This window comes from Luteimonas fraxinea (assembly GCF_021233355.1).
Taxonomy (GTDB): Bacteria; Pseudomonadota; Gammaproteobacteria; order Xanthomonadales; family Xanthomonadaceae; genus Luteimonas; species Luteimonas fraxinea.
The window spans coordinates 3,827,024-3,841,620 of sequence record NZ_CP089507.1; the positions used below are offsets into that span (position 1 = coordinate 3,827,024).

12 protein-coding genes and 1 pseudogene are annotated in these 14,597 nt (G+C 67.0%); 3 read left to right on the forward strand and 10 right to left on the reverse strand.

The genetic code is table 11. The features are described 5' to 3' along the window. Positions 1-37: 37 nt before the first annotated feature. The gene (gene acnB / locus LU699_RS17445; protein WP_232135331.1) at positions 38-2,629 is read left to right on the forward strand and encodes a bifunctional aconitate hydratase 2/2-methylisocitrate dehydratase; all 2,592 of its coding nucleotides are present in this window, start codon (positions 38-40) and stop codon (positions 2,627-2,629) included. Positions 2,630-2,844: 215 nt separating this feature from the next. Here the strand turns inward: acnB and LU699_RS17450 are convergent, their stop codons facing one another. Genes LU699_RS17450 through LU699_RS17470 form a run of 5 tightly spaced genes read right to left on the reverse strand, consistent with a single transcriptional unit; the run spans position 2,845 to position 6,213 of the window. Further along, entirely contained in the window at positions 2,845-3,486 is a 642-nt protein-coding gene (locus LU699_RS17450) for a histidine phosphatase family protein (protein WP_232135329.1), read from the reverse strand. A gap of 6 nt (positions 3,487-3,492) precedes the next feature. Beyond that, the gene (gene hflD, locus LU699_RS17455) at positions 3,493-4,077 is read right to left on the reverse strand and encodes a high frequency lysogenization protein HflD (protein ID WP_232136160.1); all 585 of its coding nucleotides are present in this window, start codon (positions 4,075-4,077) and stop codon (positions 3,493-3,495) included. Next, positions 4,077-5,198, reverse strand: a complete 1,122-nt coding sequence (gene mnmA, locus LU699_RS17460; protein ID WP_232135327.1) for a tRNA 2-thiouridine(34) synthase MnmA — start codon at positions 5,196-5,198, stop codon at positions 4,077-4,079. Before mnmA ends, hflD begins: the two co-directional genes overlap by 1 nt. Continuing rightward, positions 5,195-5,677 carry an NUDIX hydrolase gene (locus tag LU699_RS17465; protein ID WP_232135325.1) on the reverse strand — a complete coding sequence of 161 codons (483 nt, stop codon included), beginning with the start codon at positions 5,675-5,677 and terminating at the stop codon, positions 5,195-5,197. The genes mnmA and LU699_RS17465 overlap by 4 nt, the downstream gene beginning before the upstream one ends. Continuing rightward, positions 5,677-6,213, reverse strand: a complete 537-nt coding sequence (locus tag LU699_RS17470; RefSeq protein WP_232135323.1) for a type III secretion system chaperone family protein — start codon at positions 6,211-6,213, stop codon at positions 5,677-5,679. Before LU699_RS17470 ends, LU699_RS17465 begins: the two co-directional genes overlap by 1 nt. An 85-nt stretch (positions 6,214-6,298) precedes the next feature. Between LU699_RS17470 and clpS the strand changes: the two genes are divergently transcribed. Further along, entirely contained in the window at positions 6,299-6,619 is a 321-nt protein-coding gene (gene clpS, locus LU699_RS17475) for an ATP-dependent Clp protease adapter ClpS (protein WP_232135322.1), read from the forward strand. Positions 6,620-6,697: 78 nt separating this feature from the next. After that, positions 6,698-8,983 carry an ATP-dependent Clp protease ATP-binding subunit ClpA gene (clpA, locus tag LU699_RS17480; protein WP_232135320.1) on the forward strand — a complete coding sequence of 762 codons (2,286 nt, stop codon included), beginning with the start codon at positions 6,698-6,700 and terminating at the stop codon, positions 8,981-8,983. Positions 8,984-9,056: 73 nt separating this feature from the next. On the opposite strand, the pseudogene LU699_RS17485 reads toward clpA, so the two are convergent. The 5 genes and pseudogenes from LU699_RS17485 to LU699_RS17510 form a co-directional block, all read right to left on the reverse strand. After that, positions 9,057-10,930, reverse strand: a pseudogene (locus LU699_RS17485) (DUF885 domain-containing protein). Positions 10,931-11,068: 138 nt separating this feature from the next. Continuing rightward, positions 11,069-11,287, reverse strand: a complete 219-nt coding sequence (gene infA, locus LU699_RS17495) for a translation initiation factor IF-1 (RefSeq protein WP_055248081.1) — start codon at positions 11,285-11,287, stop codon at positions 11,069-11,071. A gap of 124 nt (positions 11,288-11,411) precedes the next feature. Then, the gene (gene aat / locus LU699_RS17500; RefSeq protein WP_232135318.1) at positions 11,412-12,155 is read right to left on the reverse strand and encodes a leucyl/phenylalanyl-tRNA--protein transferase; all 744 of its coding nucleotides are present in this window, start codon (positions 12,153-12,155) and stop codon (positions 11,412-11,414) included. Then, on the reverse strand, positions 12,152-13,279 hold the full coding sequence (locus LU699_RS17505) for a GNAT family N-acetyltransferase (protein WP_232135316.1): 1,128 nt from the start codon (positions 13,277-13,279) through the stop codon (positions 12,152-12,154). Before LU699_RS17505 ends, aat begins: the two co-directional genes overlap by 4 nt. Continuing rightward, complete coding sequence (locus tag LU699_RS17510; protein WP_232135314.1) at positions 13,276-14,586, reverse strand: DUF2254 domain-containing protein; 1,311 nt, start codon at positions 14,584-14,586, stop codon at positions 13,276-13,278. Before LU699_RS17510 ends, LU699_RS17505 begins: the two co-directional genes overlap by 4 nt. Positions 14,587-14,597: the final 11 nt, after the last annotated feature.

Consider the following 14,597-nt stretch of genomic DNA (forward strand, 5'->3'; position numbering starts at 1 on the left):
CCCGGTACTACACGAACAAGACTCTGGAGTTGCCCGCATGTTGGAAGCCTACCGCCACCACGTTGCCGAGCGCGAAGCGCTGGGAATCCCGCCGCTGCCGCTCGATGCGCAGCAGACCGCTGCCGTCATCGAACTGCTGAAGAATCCGCCGGCCGGTGAGGATGCGTTCCTGCTCGACCTGTTGACCCACCGCGTGCCGGCCGGCGTCGACGACGCCGCCAAGGTCAAGGCCTCGTACCTCGCCGCCATCGCATTCGGCACCGAGCGCAGCGCGCTGATCACCCGCGCGCGCGCCACCGAACTGCTGGGCACGATGCTCGGCGGCTACAACGTGCAGCCGCTGGTCGATCTGCTCGACGACGCCGAAGTCGGCGCGATCGCCGCCGAAGGCCTAAAGCACACGCTGCTGGTGTTCGACGCGTTCCACGACGTCGAAGAGAAGTCCAAGGCCGGCAACGCCAACGCCAAAGGCGTGATCCAGAGCTGGGCTGACGCCGAGTGGTTCACCAGCAAGCCGGAAGTGCCGCAGTCGATGACGCTGACGGTGTTCAAGGTGCCGGGCGAGACCAATACCGACGACCTGTCGCCGGCGCCCGACGCGACCACGCGTCCCGACATCCCGATGCACGCGCTGGCGATGCTGAAGAACGCGCGCGAAGGCGCGGCCTTCGTGCCGGAAGAAGACGGCAAGCGCGGGCCGATCCAGGCCATCCGTGATCTGAAGGAGAAGGGCCACCTGGTCGCCTACGTCGGCGACGTGGTCGGTACCGGTTCGAGCCGCAAGTCGGCGACCAACAGCGTGCTGTGGTGGACCGGCGAGGACATTCCGTTCATTCCGAACAAGCGCTTCGGCGGCGTGTGCCTGGGTTCGAAGATCGCGCCGATCTTCTACAACACGATGGAAGATGCCGGCGCGCTGCCGATCGAACTCGACGTGTCGCAGATGGAGCAGGGCGATGTCATCGAACTGCGTCCGTATGACGGCAAGGCGCTCAAGGACGGCAATGTGATCGCCGAATTCCAGGTCAAGTCCGAAGTGTTGTTCGACGAAGTGCGCGCCGGCGGCCGCATTCCGCTGATCGTCGGCCGCGGCCTGACCGCCAAGGCGCGCGAATCGTTGGGCCTGCCGACGCTGGAACTGTTCCGTCTGCCGCAGCAGCCGGCCAACACCGGCAAGGGCTTCTCGCTCGCGCAGAAGATGGTCGGCCGTGCAATCGGTCTGCCGGAAGGCCAGGGCGTGCGTCCGGGCACCTATTGCGAGCCGCGGATGACGTCCGTGGGGTCGCAGGACACCACCGGTCCGATGACCCGCGACGAGCTCAAGGACCTCGCATGCCTCGGCTTCTCGTCGGATCTGGTGATGCAGTCGTTCTGCCACACCGCGGCGTATCCCAAGCCGGTCGACGTCAAGACGCACCACACGCTGCCGGAGTTCATCTCCACGCGCGGCGGCATTTCGCTACGTCCGGGCGACGGCATCATCCACAGCTGGCTCAACCGCATGCTGCTGCCCGACACCGTCGGCACCGGCGGTGACTCGCACACGCGCTTCCCGATCGGCATCTCGTTCCCGGCGGGCTCGGGTCTGGTTGCGTTCGCAGCGGCGACTGGCGTCATGCCGCTCGACATGCCGGAATCGGTGCTGGTCCGCTTCAAGGGCAAGATGCAGCCCGGCGTGACCCTGCGTGATCTGGTCAACGCGATTCCGCTGTACGCGATCAAGGCCGGTCTGCTGACCGTCGCCAAGCAGGGCAAGCAGAACATCTTCTCCGGCCGCATTCTCGAGATCGAAGGTCTGCCGGATCTCAAGGTCGAGCAGGCGTTCGAACTGTCCGACGCCTCGGCTGAGCGTTCCGCGGCCGGTTGCACCGTGCACCTCGACAAGGCGCCGATCATCGAATACATCACGTCGAACATCGTGATGCTGAAGTGGATGATCAGCGAAGGCTACGCCGACGCGCGTTCGATCCAGCGCCGCATCGAGAAGATGGAAGCCTGGCTCGCCGATCCGCAGCTGCTCAAGGGCGACGCCGATGCCGAGTACGCCGCGGTCATCGAGATCGACCTGGCCGACGTGCACGAGCCGATCCTGGCCTGCCCGAACGATCCGGACGACGTGAAGATGCTGTCCGAAGTCGCCGGCGTCGAGATCGACGAAGTATTCATCGGTTCGTGCATGACCAACATCGGCCACTTCCGCGCCGCGTCCAAGCTGCTCGAAGGCAAGCGCGACATTCCGACCAAGCTCTGGGTGGCACCGCCGACGAAGATGGACGCCGCCGAGCTGACCAAGGAAGGCCATTACGGCACCTTCGGCGCCGCCGGTGCGCGCATGGAAATGCCGGGCTGCTCGCTGTGCATGGGCAACCAGGCGCAGGTGCGCGAAGGCGCGACGGTGTTCTCGACCTCGACGCGCAACTTCCCGAACCGTCTGGGCCGCAACTCGAACGTGTATCTGGGTTCGGCCGAACTCGCCGCGATCTGTTCGCGCCTCGGCCGCATCCCGACCAAGGCCGAGTACATGGCCGATGTCGGTGTGCTGGATGCGTCAGCGACCGAGATCTACCGCTACATGAACTTCGACCAGATTGCGGAGTACGTGGACGCGGGCGAGAAGACCGCCGCCTGACGGCAGCGGTTCGCGCAGAAGAAAAACCCGGCCTTGCGCCGGGTTTTTTTTAAGCCTTCTACGTGCGTAGATCGGGGTCCTCACAATCCGACCTTCGGCGTGTTGCGTGCCGATTCCGGATCAGACGCGGGACAGCCGCGCTCTCCAATGGAGGCGTGGCAGATGCCCGCCAATTGCGCGTGCAGCCGTGCAGGGGCGCGAAATGCGTACGCGTTCTACAGCGCGGCGATGCCGCGCGCGAGGTCGGCGCGATAGTGCAGATGCCAGTGACGGCCGCTGCCGGTCAATTCGTAGACCGCACAGTTGGGCATCGGCAGCGCGACCTGGAACTGGCGGAAAGCGCGCATGTCACCGGGTGTGTCGGCCGCGAAACCCATCAGGCGCCATGCCAGCAGACCGAACCAGATGCCATGCCCGAACAGCACGCTGTCGTCGTCCAGCGATGGCATCGCGTCGATGAAGGCGTCGATGCGCGCGACGACCTCGGCGAACGTGTCGGCCTCGTCACCCATGCGTTCCTCACGGTCGCCGCGTGTCCAGTAGGCCTCGGTCAACGGACGCCGCTGTTCCCCGGTCAGACCTGCGATCCGCGCGGGATCGATCGCCGAGAATTCGTGCAGCAGCGGATGCACCTGCGCATCGCGCCCGGTGAACGCGCAGAACGCCTGCGCGGTCGAGCGCGCACGATCGAAGTGCGAAACGTACACGGGACCGGCAATCGCGCCCGCCAGTTGCGTGGCCAGCCAGTCGGCCTGCGTGCGTCCGCGCGCGGACAGTGGAATCGTGGCGTGAGGCAGGGTCTGCCCGCCGGCATTGGCCACGCTTTCGCCGTGGCGGACGAAGGTCAGCCGCGCCATGCGGCGTCAGATCGACTTGAGCATCTGCTGCCGGCGCAGCAGGAAGTCCCACAGGCTGCCGCCCATCTGCCGCCACAACACCGCCGAACGCAGCGAGGCCAGCAGCACCGCGCGGATTTCAGCGACGACGTTGGCCTGGCCGAGGTAATGCGGATTGCCCTGGACCATCACCTTCGGACGCAAGTGGCTCACGGTGTCGGCATACAGCGCGCCGAGTGCGGCCAGCACTTCCGGATGGGTGTGTCCGAGCTCCTCGGCCTTGGGCTTGATCTCGAGGATGCCGTGGTGGACTTCGCCGCTGACGGCGCTGTCCTGGATGAAGCGGCGCTCCAGTTGCACGACCGCGAGGCCGAGCTTGGGCAGCAGCGGGTCGCTGCCCTGGTTGCCGAAATAGTCGCGCAGCAGCATCAGGCCGGGCACGACCGCATCGCGACCGCCGTAGACATCGGCGGGCGACGTGGCATCGATGCGGAACACGCTGTCGAGCGCGGTCGACAGTACCGCGGCGTCGGCCTGGCCGGTCTCGGCGATGCGGCGGACCTGCTTGAGCGCCTGCGCCATGCCGGCGAGGGCGAGGACACGTTGCTCCATCATGCCGGCACCCCGCGTGCGCGCAGTTCGAGCGGCGCGTCGGTGCGCGCGATGACCGCGCCGCCGAGGCAGACGTCGCCGTCGTAGAGCACCACGGACTGTCCGGGCGTGACCGCACGCTGGGGGCGGTCGAACCGCACGTCGAGCTGGCCGGTGTTCGCGTCGATGGTCACTTCGCAGGATTCCTCGTGTTGCCGGTAACGGGTCTGGGCGGTGCAGCGGAAGCGCTGCGCCGGCGGGTCGCTGGCGATCCAGTGTGCGGGTTCGCTCGTCAGATGCGACGACAGCAGGTACGGCGTGTCGGCGCCCTGGGCGACGAAGAGCACATTGTCGCCCACATCCTTGCCGACCACATACCAGGGCGCCGCGTCGAAGCCGCGCACGCCCCCGATCTGCAGCCCTTCGCGCTGACCGAGGGTGAAATAGAAGACGCCGGGATGCATGCCGACGCGATGTCCGTCAGGCGTGCGCATCTCGCCCTGGCGTGCGGGCAGGTACTGGCCGAGGAACGTGCGGAAGTCGCGTTCGCCGATGAAGCAGATGCCGGTCGAATCCTTCTTCTCCGCGGTCGGCAGGCCGGCGGTGCGGGCGAGGGCGCGCACATCGGTCTTGGGCAGATCACCGAGCGGAAACAGGGTGGCAGCGAGCTGCGACTGGCCGAGCTGGTGCAGGAAGTAGCTCTGGTCCTTGTTGCGGTCACACGCGCGCAGCAGGCGCCAACGGCCGCCTTCGAAGTCCACGCGCGCGTAGTGCCCGGTCGCAATCCTGGCCGCACCGAGGTCGCGCGCCGCCTCGAGGAAATGCTTGAACTTGATCTCGCGATTGCACAGCACGTCGGGATTCGGCGTGCGGCCGGCCGCGTATTCGGCGATGAAGTGCTCGAACACGCCGGCCCAGTATTCGCCGGAGAAATCGCGGAAGTGGATCGGCAGGCCCAGCCGGCCGGAGACGGCGACCGCGTCGCGGCGATCGTCCTCGGCCCGGCAGTCGCCGCTGCCGTCTTCGGCCCAGTTCTGCATGAACAGTCCGGCCAGCGGCGTGCCCGCGTCGCGCAGCAGCAGTGCGGCCACCGAGGAATCCACGCCGCCGGACATGCCGACGATGACCTCCGGGGCGCTCACGGAATCTGGCGCACGGCCGACAACGGGAAGCGCTGGCCGGCGAGGCAATCGGCGACGACCTGCCAGACCAGCGGGCTGCGGTGTCGCGCCGCTTCGGCCTGCAGCTGCGCCGGGGTGAACCAGGTGGCTTTCTCGATGCCTTCGTCGAGCGCGCGCGCCGGATCGTGCGACAGCGGGCGCGCGGCGAAGGCGAAACGCAGGAAATGCCGGCCGTTGGCCTCGCCCGGGCGCGGCGCGGACTTCCAAAGATAACTGCCGATGAAGCCGGTCAGCTCGACCGTCCAGCCCGATTCCTCGAGCGTCTCGCGCACGGCGGCGTGCAGCAGCGATTCGTCCGGTTCCAGATGGCCGGCCGGCTGGTTGATCACCAGGCGCCCGTCGACGCGCTCCTCGATGCAGAGCACGCGGCCGCCATCCATGACCACGGTGGCGACGGTCACATCCGGCTGCCAGAAGCGCGGATCGGCGGACACCGCCATCAGAGATTGTCCTCGCCGGTGAGCTGCAGCTCCATGTCGTCGGCCAACTGCGCGGCGATTTCGAGCGCCTGCTCGAAACGCGCGCCGTCAGCGTCGTCGTGGAGTTTGATCACATAGAACAGTGTGTCGCCCGCGATCTCCCACCCGCCGAGAATATTGCGCTGGCTGTCGCGCAGCAGCATGTCGGCCTGCTCGGCGCTGAAGCCGCCCGCGGGCACCGGCGCGGCGGGCGAGAACACCTCCCGGACTGCGCTGTCGCCGAGCACGTGGGCGCTGCCGGCGACGAACGCGAGCTGGCTGCGGTTCTCCTGCTGCCAGGCGAACACGACGCGGTAATCGCCGTCCTCATCGCGCTCGTAGCGCACGCCGTGGGCGTCGAGCCGCTGCGCGAGCGTGTCTTCGGCGCTGGGGACGAGGTCGGCCGCGGGCGGTTGACGCTCCGGCGCGCCTTCTCCGGCCGCGACGATCGGCGACAGGGCGAGCAGGCAGGCGAGCGGCAACAGGCGCGATGCCCGGAACAGGCGGCGGTGATGCATCGAGGCACCGGGTCGGGGGAATGCCGGTCATTCTGACGACCGGGGTCCGGGGCGTCCATCCACGGCGCGGCGGTATAATCGGCGGATGAGTCGCAGACACGAACACGAACATGATCACGGCACTGCGGTGGCCCCCGGCCGCCCGGAAGTCGCGCCACCGCCGCTGTACTCGGTGCTGCTGCTCAATGACGACTACACGCCGATGGACTTCGTGGTCGAGATCCTGGTGCGGTTCTTCGCGCTGGATCTCGAACGCGCGACCCAGGTGATGCTCCACGTGCACACGCGCGGCCGGGGCGTGTGCGGCATCTACAGCCGGGAAGTCGCGGAGTCGAAGGTCGCGCAGGTGAACGAATACGCACGGCTCAATCTGCACCCCTTGCTCTGCACGATGGAAAAGGCCTAATAAGCCCACGGGGGCAGGGTTTGTTTGCCGGAATCGGGCCCCATCTAGGGTGTCAGTGAAGCCGGAGGCGACCGCCCCATGTTCAGCAAAGATCTCGAGTTCACGATCGGCCAGTGCTACAAGCGCGCCCGCGAGGCCCGCGACGAGTACATGACGGTCGAACACCTGCTGTTGTCGCTGCTCGAGAACCCGTCCGCGGAGGCCGTGCTCAAGGCCACCGGCGCGGATTTCGAGCGCCTGCGTGGCGACCTCGAGCAGGCCATCCTCACATCGGTCACCAAGCTGGCCGAAGACGACACGCGTGACACCCAGCCCACGCTCGGGTTCCAGCGCGTGCTGCAGCGTGCCGTCTACCACGTGCAGTCCTCTGGCAAGAAGGAAGTCACCGGCGCGAACGTGCTGGTCGCGATCTTCGGCGAGAAGGATTCGCACGCGGTCTACTACCTCAACCAGCAGGACGTGACCCGTCTGGATGTCGTCAACTATCTCTCCCACGGCATCGCCAAGAGCGGTGGCGAGGAGCCCGACGGCGCGCACGAGGATCCGGCGCAGGCCCGGACAGAAGGTGCCGAAGGCGAGGGCAAGGGCGATGCGCTGGCCGAGTTCGCGAGCGATCTCAACGTGGCCGCGCAGGAAGGCCGCATCGACCCGCTGGTCGGCCGCGCCGAGGAAGTGGAACGCACGATCCAGGTGCTGTGCCGCCGCCGCAAGAACAATCCGCTTTACGTCGGCGAAGCCGGCGTGGGCAAGACTGCGATCGCGGAAGGCCTGGCCAAGCGCATCGTCGATGGCGAAGTGCCCGAAGTGCTGGCCGACGCGACGATCTACTCGCTCGATCTGGGCGCGCTGGTCGCGGGCACCAAGTACCGCGGTGATTTCGAGAAGCGTCTGAAGGCGGTGCTGACCGCGATCAAGAAGCATCCCGGCGCGATCCTCTTCATCGACGAGATCCACACCATCATCGGCGCCGGTTCGGCCTCGGGCGGCACGATGGACGCGTCGAACCTGATCAAGCCGGCGCTGGCGTCGGGCGAGCTGCGCTGCATCGGCTCGACCACGTTCCAGGAATACCGCGGCATCTTCGAAAAGGACCGCGCACTGGCGCGCCGCTTCCAGAAGATCGACATCGTCGAGCCGACCGTCAGCGAGACCTACCAGATCCTGCAGGGCCTCAAGCCGCGCTATGAGGCGCACCACGACGTGACCTACGCCGATGAGGCACTGCAGGCCGCAGTGGACCTGTCGGTCAAGCACATCGCCGACCGTTTGCTGCCCGACAAGGCCATCGACGTCATCGACGAAGCCGGCGCGCGTCAGCGTCTGTTGCCCGAAGGCGTGCGCAAGGCGCTGATCGATGTCGAGGAAGTCGAGACCATCGTCGCCAAGATGGCGCGCATTCCGGCCAAGCAGGTCAGCGCGACCGACAAGGACGTGCTCGAGCATCTGGAGCGCAATCTCAAGATGGTGATCTTCGGGCAGGACCCGGCGATCGAGATGCTGACCTCGGCGATCAAGCTGTCGCGCTCGGGTCTCGGCAGCCCGGACAAGCCGATCGGCAACTTCCTGTTCGCCGGTCCCACCGGTGTCGGCAAGACCGAGGTCACGCGTCAGCTGGCGCTGCAGCTCGGCATCGAGCTGGTGCGCTTCGACATGTCCGAGTACATGGAGTCGCATTCGGTGAGCCGACTGATCGGTGCGCCGCCGGGCTACGTCGGTTTCGACCAGGGCGGCCTGCTGACCGAGAAGATCGTCAAGACGCCGCACTGCGTGCTGCTGCTCGACGAGGTGGAGAAGGCGCATCCGGACATCTTCAACATCCTGTTGCAGGTCATGGACCGCGGTGTGCTGACCGACACCAACGGTCGCGAAGCAAACTTCCGCAACGTGATCCTGGTGATGACGACGAACGCGGGTGCCACCCAGGCGTCGCGCCGTTCGATCGGCTTCATGCGCCAGGACCACAGCAGCGATGCGATGGAAGTGATCCGCAAAAGCTTCACGCCGGAATTCCGCAACCGTCTCGATGCGGTGGTGCAGTTCCAGTCGCTGGGCTTCGAGCACATCCTGCGCGTGGTCGACAAGTTCATGATCGAACTGGAGTCGCAGCTGCACGACAAGAACGTCTCGCTGTCGGCCACGCCGGCCGCGCGCGACTGGCTGGCCCAACACGGCTTCGATCCGCAGATGGGTGCGCGTCCGATGTCGCGCGTCATCCAGGACAAGGTCAAGCGTCGTCTGGCCGACGAACTGCTGTTCGGCAAGCTGGCCAACGGCGGCCGGGTGTCGATCGACGTGCAGGACGGCGAACTCACCGTCGAAACCTGGGCGGAACCGGAGCGTCTGCTCACCGCGACGGTCGACTGACCGGCGCCGCGGACCGTGTCACGAAGAAGGCGCCCGAGGGCGCCTTCTTTTTTGTGGCGGATACGGACTTCGATCAGCGCGCAGATGCCTCCACCCACGCGTCCACACGACGCTCGAGCAGATCCAGCGGCAGCGCGCCGCCGCCGAGCACCGCATCGTGAAAACCGCGCACGTCGAAGCGGTCGCCGAGGCGTTCTTCGGCCTTGCTGCGCAATTCCTGGATGCGGATCATGCCGATCTTGTAGGCCGTTGCCTGGCCCGGCCACGACAGATAGCGCTGCACTTCCGAGCGGATCGTCGCTTCGGGGAAGCCGCTGTTGTTGTTGAAGTAATCGACCGCCTGCTGCTCGGTCCAGCCCTTGGCGTGCATGCCGGTGTCGACGACCAGCCGGATTGCGCGCCACAGCTCGGAACTCAGCTGCCCGTAGCGCGAATAGGGATCAGCGTAGGTACCCGGGATTTCCTTGGCCTGCCATTCCGAATACAGGCCCCAGCCTTCCGAGTACGCGGTGGTCTGGTACTGGGTGCGGAACTGCGGCAGGCCGGTGAGTTCCTGCGCGATCGCGATCTGCATGTGATGGCCGGGCAGGCCTTCGTGATATGCGATGACTTCGAGTTCCGGCTTCGGCATCGCGTTCATGTCGGACAGATGCGCGTAGTAGATGCCGGGTCGTGTGCCGTCGGGGCTGCTCGGAAAATAGTGCTGCGCGGCGCCGGGTTCTTCGCGGAACGATTCGACCCGGCGCACGACGAGATCTGCCTTCGGCAGCAGGCCGTAGAACTGCGGCAACTGCTGCTTGATGTTGTCGAGCAGGCGCGTGGATTCATCGAGATACGCCTGGCGGCCCGCATCGGTGTTCGGGAACTTGAATTGCGGATCGGTGGCGATGAAGCGGAAGAACGCCTGCAGGTCGCCATCGAAACCGACTTCGGCCTTGATCGTCTCCAGATCCTTGTGGATGCGCGCCACGTCCTGCAGGCCGATGTCGTGCACCTGTTCGGGCGTCAGGTCGGTGCTGGTATTGCGGCGCAACTGCGAGGCGTAATACGCCTTGCCGTTGGACTGCGTGGTGCCGACACCGGCGGGGTTCTCCAGCGCGTTGCCGATGTCGCCTTCGTACCATGCGATCACGCGGCCGTAGGCCGGCCCGACCGACTCGACCAGCGCTGTGCGTGCCTGCGCCTTGAGCGCGTCGGCGGTTTCGGCATCGATCGTGCCGGCGTCGCGCAGCGCATCGGCTTTCGCGACCAGGTCGGCCCACAGGGCGGTGTCCTCGCCATCGGTGAACGGGGCGCCGGTGATCACGTTGCGCGCCTGCGCGATCACCCCGGTGTAGGTGAACCCGGGGCGCGGATGCTGGCCGCGGCGCTCGTGGCGGCATGCCCGAGCAGGGTGTCGAACATCGTCGGCAGCGCCTGCAGGCGTGCGATGTACGCGCGATAGTCCGCCTCGCTGTCGACCTTGTGGAAGTTGATCAGCACCGTGGGCAGCATTGCCTGCGGGCCCATCATCTGGTCGAAGGCGTAGGCGTTGCGGCGGAACTGGAACTGCGCCGTCGCATCGCGCGTCTGCTGTGCCCAGAGGTCGTAGGACAGACGACCCTCCGCATCGAGTGCATCCCGGTCGAAGATGCGCGTCATTGTTTCCGCACTGGCCTGTTGCCAGGCGAGCTGTTCCTGCGCCGCCGCATCGGACACGTCGTCGAGCTGGTCGTACAGATCCTTGCGGCCCAGCATCGTCAGCCCGATCGGACTGAAGCGGAGCGAGGCTTCGTACTGCTGGTCGAGCCAGGCATTGAGGCGTGCGGTCTCGGCCGCAGGCGGCGCCTGGGTCATCGCGGCGGGCGCGGCGCCCGCGGTCGGCACGGTCTGCGCGAGGGCAGGCAGGGCGAACGCGAGCGCGAGGGTGAGCGCGGTCACGGCGGGCAATCGGGGCATCGGCGGCATCCGTTCGGTCAGGTGGACCGAGCCTACCCCGTGGATGTCCTGCAGGCCTACGGTTCCGTCCGGCCCGTGTACCGGGCGAGTGCCCGGAACGACGAAGGCGGCCCATGGCCGCCCTCGGAAGATACTGCTGTCCCGCAATTACTTCATGCGGTAGGTGATGCGGCCCTTGGTCAGATCGTAGGGCGTCATTTCCACCTTGACCCGGTCACCGGTCAGGATGCGGATGTAGTTCTTGCGCATACGTCCGGAGATGTGCGCAATGATTTCGTGGCCGTTCTCGAGCTTCACCCGGAACATGGTGTTCGGGAGGGTCTCGGAGACCGCGCCTTCGAACTCGATGACGTCGTCTTTCGCCATTCGTCTGGAATATCCGTCGTTAGGGATGCGGCGCGCGGCTCGAATGATTTCGAGCTCGCGCCAACAAAGCGGGGTATTGTCGCACGCGGCTGCGGGCGATGCAAAAAAAAGCCAACCATGAGCGTCAGTCTGGCGCGCCCAGCAAGGCGGCCGGGATTTCGCCGAACGCCCCGGTCCATGCGCCCATGACCGGGGCCGGCGCTTCGGCCAGAACGTCGACCGATTCGATGAACCGTTCACGCGGCCAGCTGGCCGCGCCCAGTGACGCCAGGTGCGGATTGCCGACTTGGGCATCGATCAGCGGCATGTCCCAGTGACGCATCTGCCGGGCGAGACCGAACAATGCCGCTTTCGAGGCGCCGGTGCGGGCACTGAACATGCTTTCGCCGAAGAACATCCGGCCGATCGACACGCCGTAGATGCCGCCGACGAGCTCGGCGCCGTCGAACACTTCGACGCTGTGGGCGGCGCCTGCCGCGTGCAACGCGGCGTAGGCGTCGCGCATGGAATCGGTGATCCAGGTGCCATCCTGCCCGGGGCGTGGCGCCTGCGCGCAGGCAGTCACGACCTCGGCGAACGCGGTATCGGCACGCAGGGTCCAGTCGCTGCCGCGCAAGGTGCGTGCGAAGCGGCGATTGGGGCGCAGCTCCGCGGTCTCGAACACCGTGCGCGGATCCGGCGACCACCACAGGATCGGCTGGCCGTCGGAGAACCACGGAAACACGCCATGCCGATAGGCGTTGTGCAGTCGCGGCACCGACAGGTCGCCACCGAACGCGAGCAGGCCGTCGGGACGGCGCAATGCGCTGTCGACCGGCGGAAACGGCGCATCCGGCTCCACGCCGAGGCGCGGCAGATGCAGGCTCACGGCGTGGGCCGCCGGAACGGACTGCTGGCGGCGAGTGTTGCGGCGTAACCGCGGATCGACTGCGCTTCCTGCGCGCACCACTCGTGCAGCGCGCGGCGGAATTCGGGATCGGCGATCCAGTGGCGGCTGTGCACCAGCGTCGGCAGAAAGCCACGCGCGAGTTTGTGTTCGCCCTGTGCGCCGGGTTCGAAGTGACGCAGGCCTGTCCGCAGGCAGTAGTCGATGCCCTGATAATAGCAGGTTTCGAAATGCAGGCCGGGCAGGGTGGCGATCGCGCCCCAGTAGCGGCCGTACAACGTGTCGCCACCGCGCAGGCACAGCGCACCGGCGACGGGAACGTCGCCGAGGTCGGCCAGCACCAGCACCAGCTGGCGCGGCATCGTCTTGGCGAGATGCCGCAGGAAATCGAGCGTCAGCGCGGGCGAGTTGCCGTATTCGGCGAAGGTCTGCAGATAGAAGCGATACATCGTCGCGAGATCGTCGTCGCTGGCCTCGTCGCCGTGCAGCACGCGGAAGGTCACCCCGGCGCGCGCGACCTTGGCGCGTTCCTGGCGGATGTTCTTGCGGTGCTTGTGGTCCATCGCGGCGAGGTAGTCATCGAACGTCGACCAGTCGTTGGGATTGCGCCAGTGGTACTGCACGTCGATGCGCGGCAGCCAGTCAGCGCCGAAGGCGTCCGCTTCCGCTGCGGTATGGAAATTGACGTGAGCGGACGACCAGCCCGCATCGCCAGTCGCGCGTTCGATGGCGACGCGCAGCGCGGTCTGTGCAGCGGCGTCGCGCGCCAGCAGACGCGGACCGGTCACCGGCGAATAGGGCGAGGCGACCAGCAGCTTCGGGAAATAGTCATGGCCGTACTGCGCATACGCATGCGCCCAGGCGTGGTCGAACACGAACTCGCCGTGCGAGTTGGTCTTGCGGTACGCGGGTGCCGCGGCGATCAGCGTGTCGTCGTCCCACAGCGTCAGATGCTGCGGCGTCCAGCCCCATTCGGCGCGCAGGCAGCCGTGCTGCTCCAGGCCTGCGAGAAAGGCATGGCTGACGAAGGGGTTGCCGTCATGCAGCGCATCCCAGTCCGCTGCCGGCACATCCGACAGTTGCGACAGCACGCGCAGCGCGGTCATCCGCTGCGTCCGTCGACGCTGTCGCCGGCTTCGATGACGGTGCGCCGCAACAGCTCGCGGTCGGGCTCGAACGTCAGCGCGGTCATCGCGCGCGCCATCGCCAGTCCCGCGTGGCGGCTGGCGGCCGCGGCGAAGACGGGATCGCCGGACGCGGCAATTGCCGCGAGTCCCTTCTGCATGCGGATACCGATTTCCACCAGACCGGCGCCATCGCGGGCCAGCGAGGGATACAGATCGCCGAACACATCGTCGATGTCGATCGCGGGCACGAACACGCGCGCATGGCGGATATCGGTTGCGCCTGCCGGCACGCCCAGCCGCGCCCACTCGCACATCAGCCGGGTCACGGTGCCGATGATGTCGATCGCGGTGCCGGCATCGTTGATGCTGGCCGACAGCGCGCGGCTGCCGATCTCGGTCAGCACGACGAAGCCGTAGCGCGGGTCCTGCTCGAAGCTGCGTTCGTCGCTGATGGTGAACGCGCTGCGCACGCGCTCGACAACCGCATCGGTTGCAGGCAGACCGCGTGCGGCGACCAGCGCACGACCGGGGGCGGCGAACACGCCCGGCAGTGACACCACGTGGATCTCGCCGTCATGTTCGGCTGCGATCGCCGCCAGCAGCGCGACATCGATGTGCTCGACGTAGCCGATGTCCCGGGCCTCGAACGGCGTCGCATCTGCAGGCACACCGGGCGAGGGGGCCGCGCCGAGATACGGATCGGCCGCGTACTGGCGCATCGCGCGCCGGGTTACGTCCTCGACCAGATTGATCGTCGCGCCGAGCCGGCCAAAGCTCGACAGCTGCTCGATCCAGCGCAACAGGGTCAGGGTGATCAGCACGATCACCAGCACGGTGGCGGCGAACAGCACGACGCGACCGCTGTCGCCGTAGATGCCGGTGCTCAGGGCGATCAGACCGACGACCGCGAACAGGAACGCGCCGATGAAAGTCGCCAGCGCGCCTTGGGCGCCGCTGTCGGCGATAAGCAGGCGCGTCGCCCGCGGCGTGGCGCTGGTCGAGGCCGAGCTGTAGGCCGAGACCATCGTCGACAGCGAGAATGTCGTCACCGCCAGCATCGACGCGGCGAGGATGCCGAGCAGGTTGCCGACCGAATCGGCACCGATGCGGCCGGCCAGCGATTCAGGAATCCAGGTCTTGACCAGGGCGCCGACCAGCGCGGTGACGATCGCCAGGCCGCAGTAGATCGTCGCGCGCACCCACATGCGCCGGGATTCCCGGCGCAGAATCAATCGCAGTTGCGCCAGGGTCATGCGCAGCGTCCCGCGCGCGGGGCCGGAACGCATGCGCCTGGCAT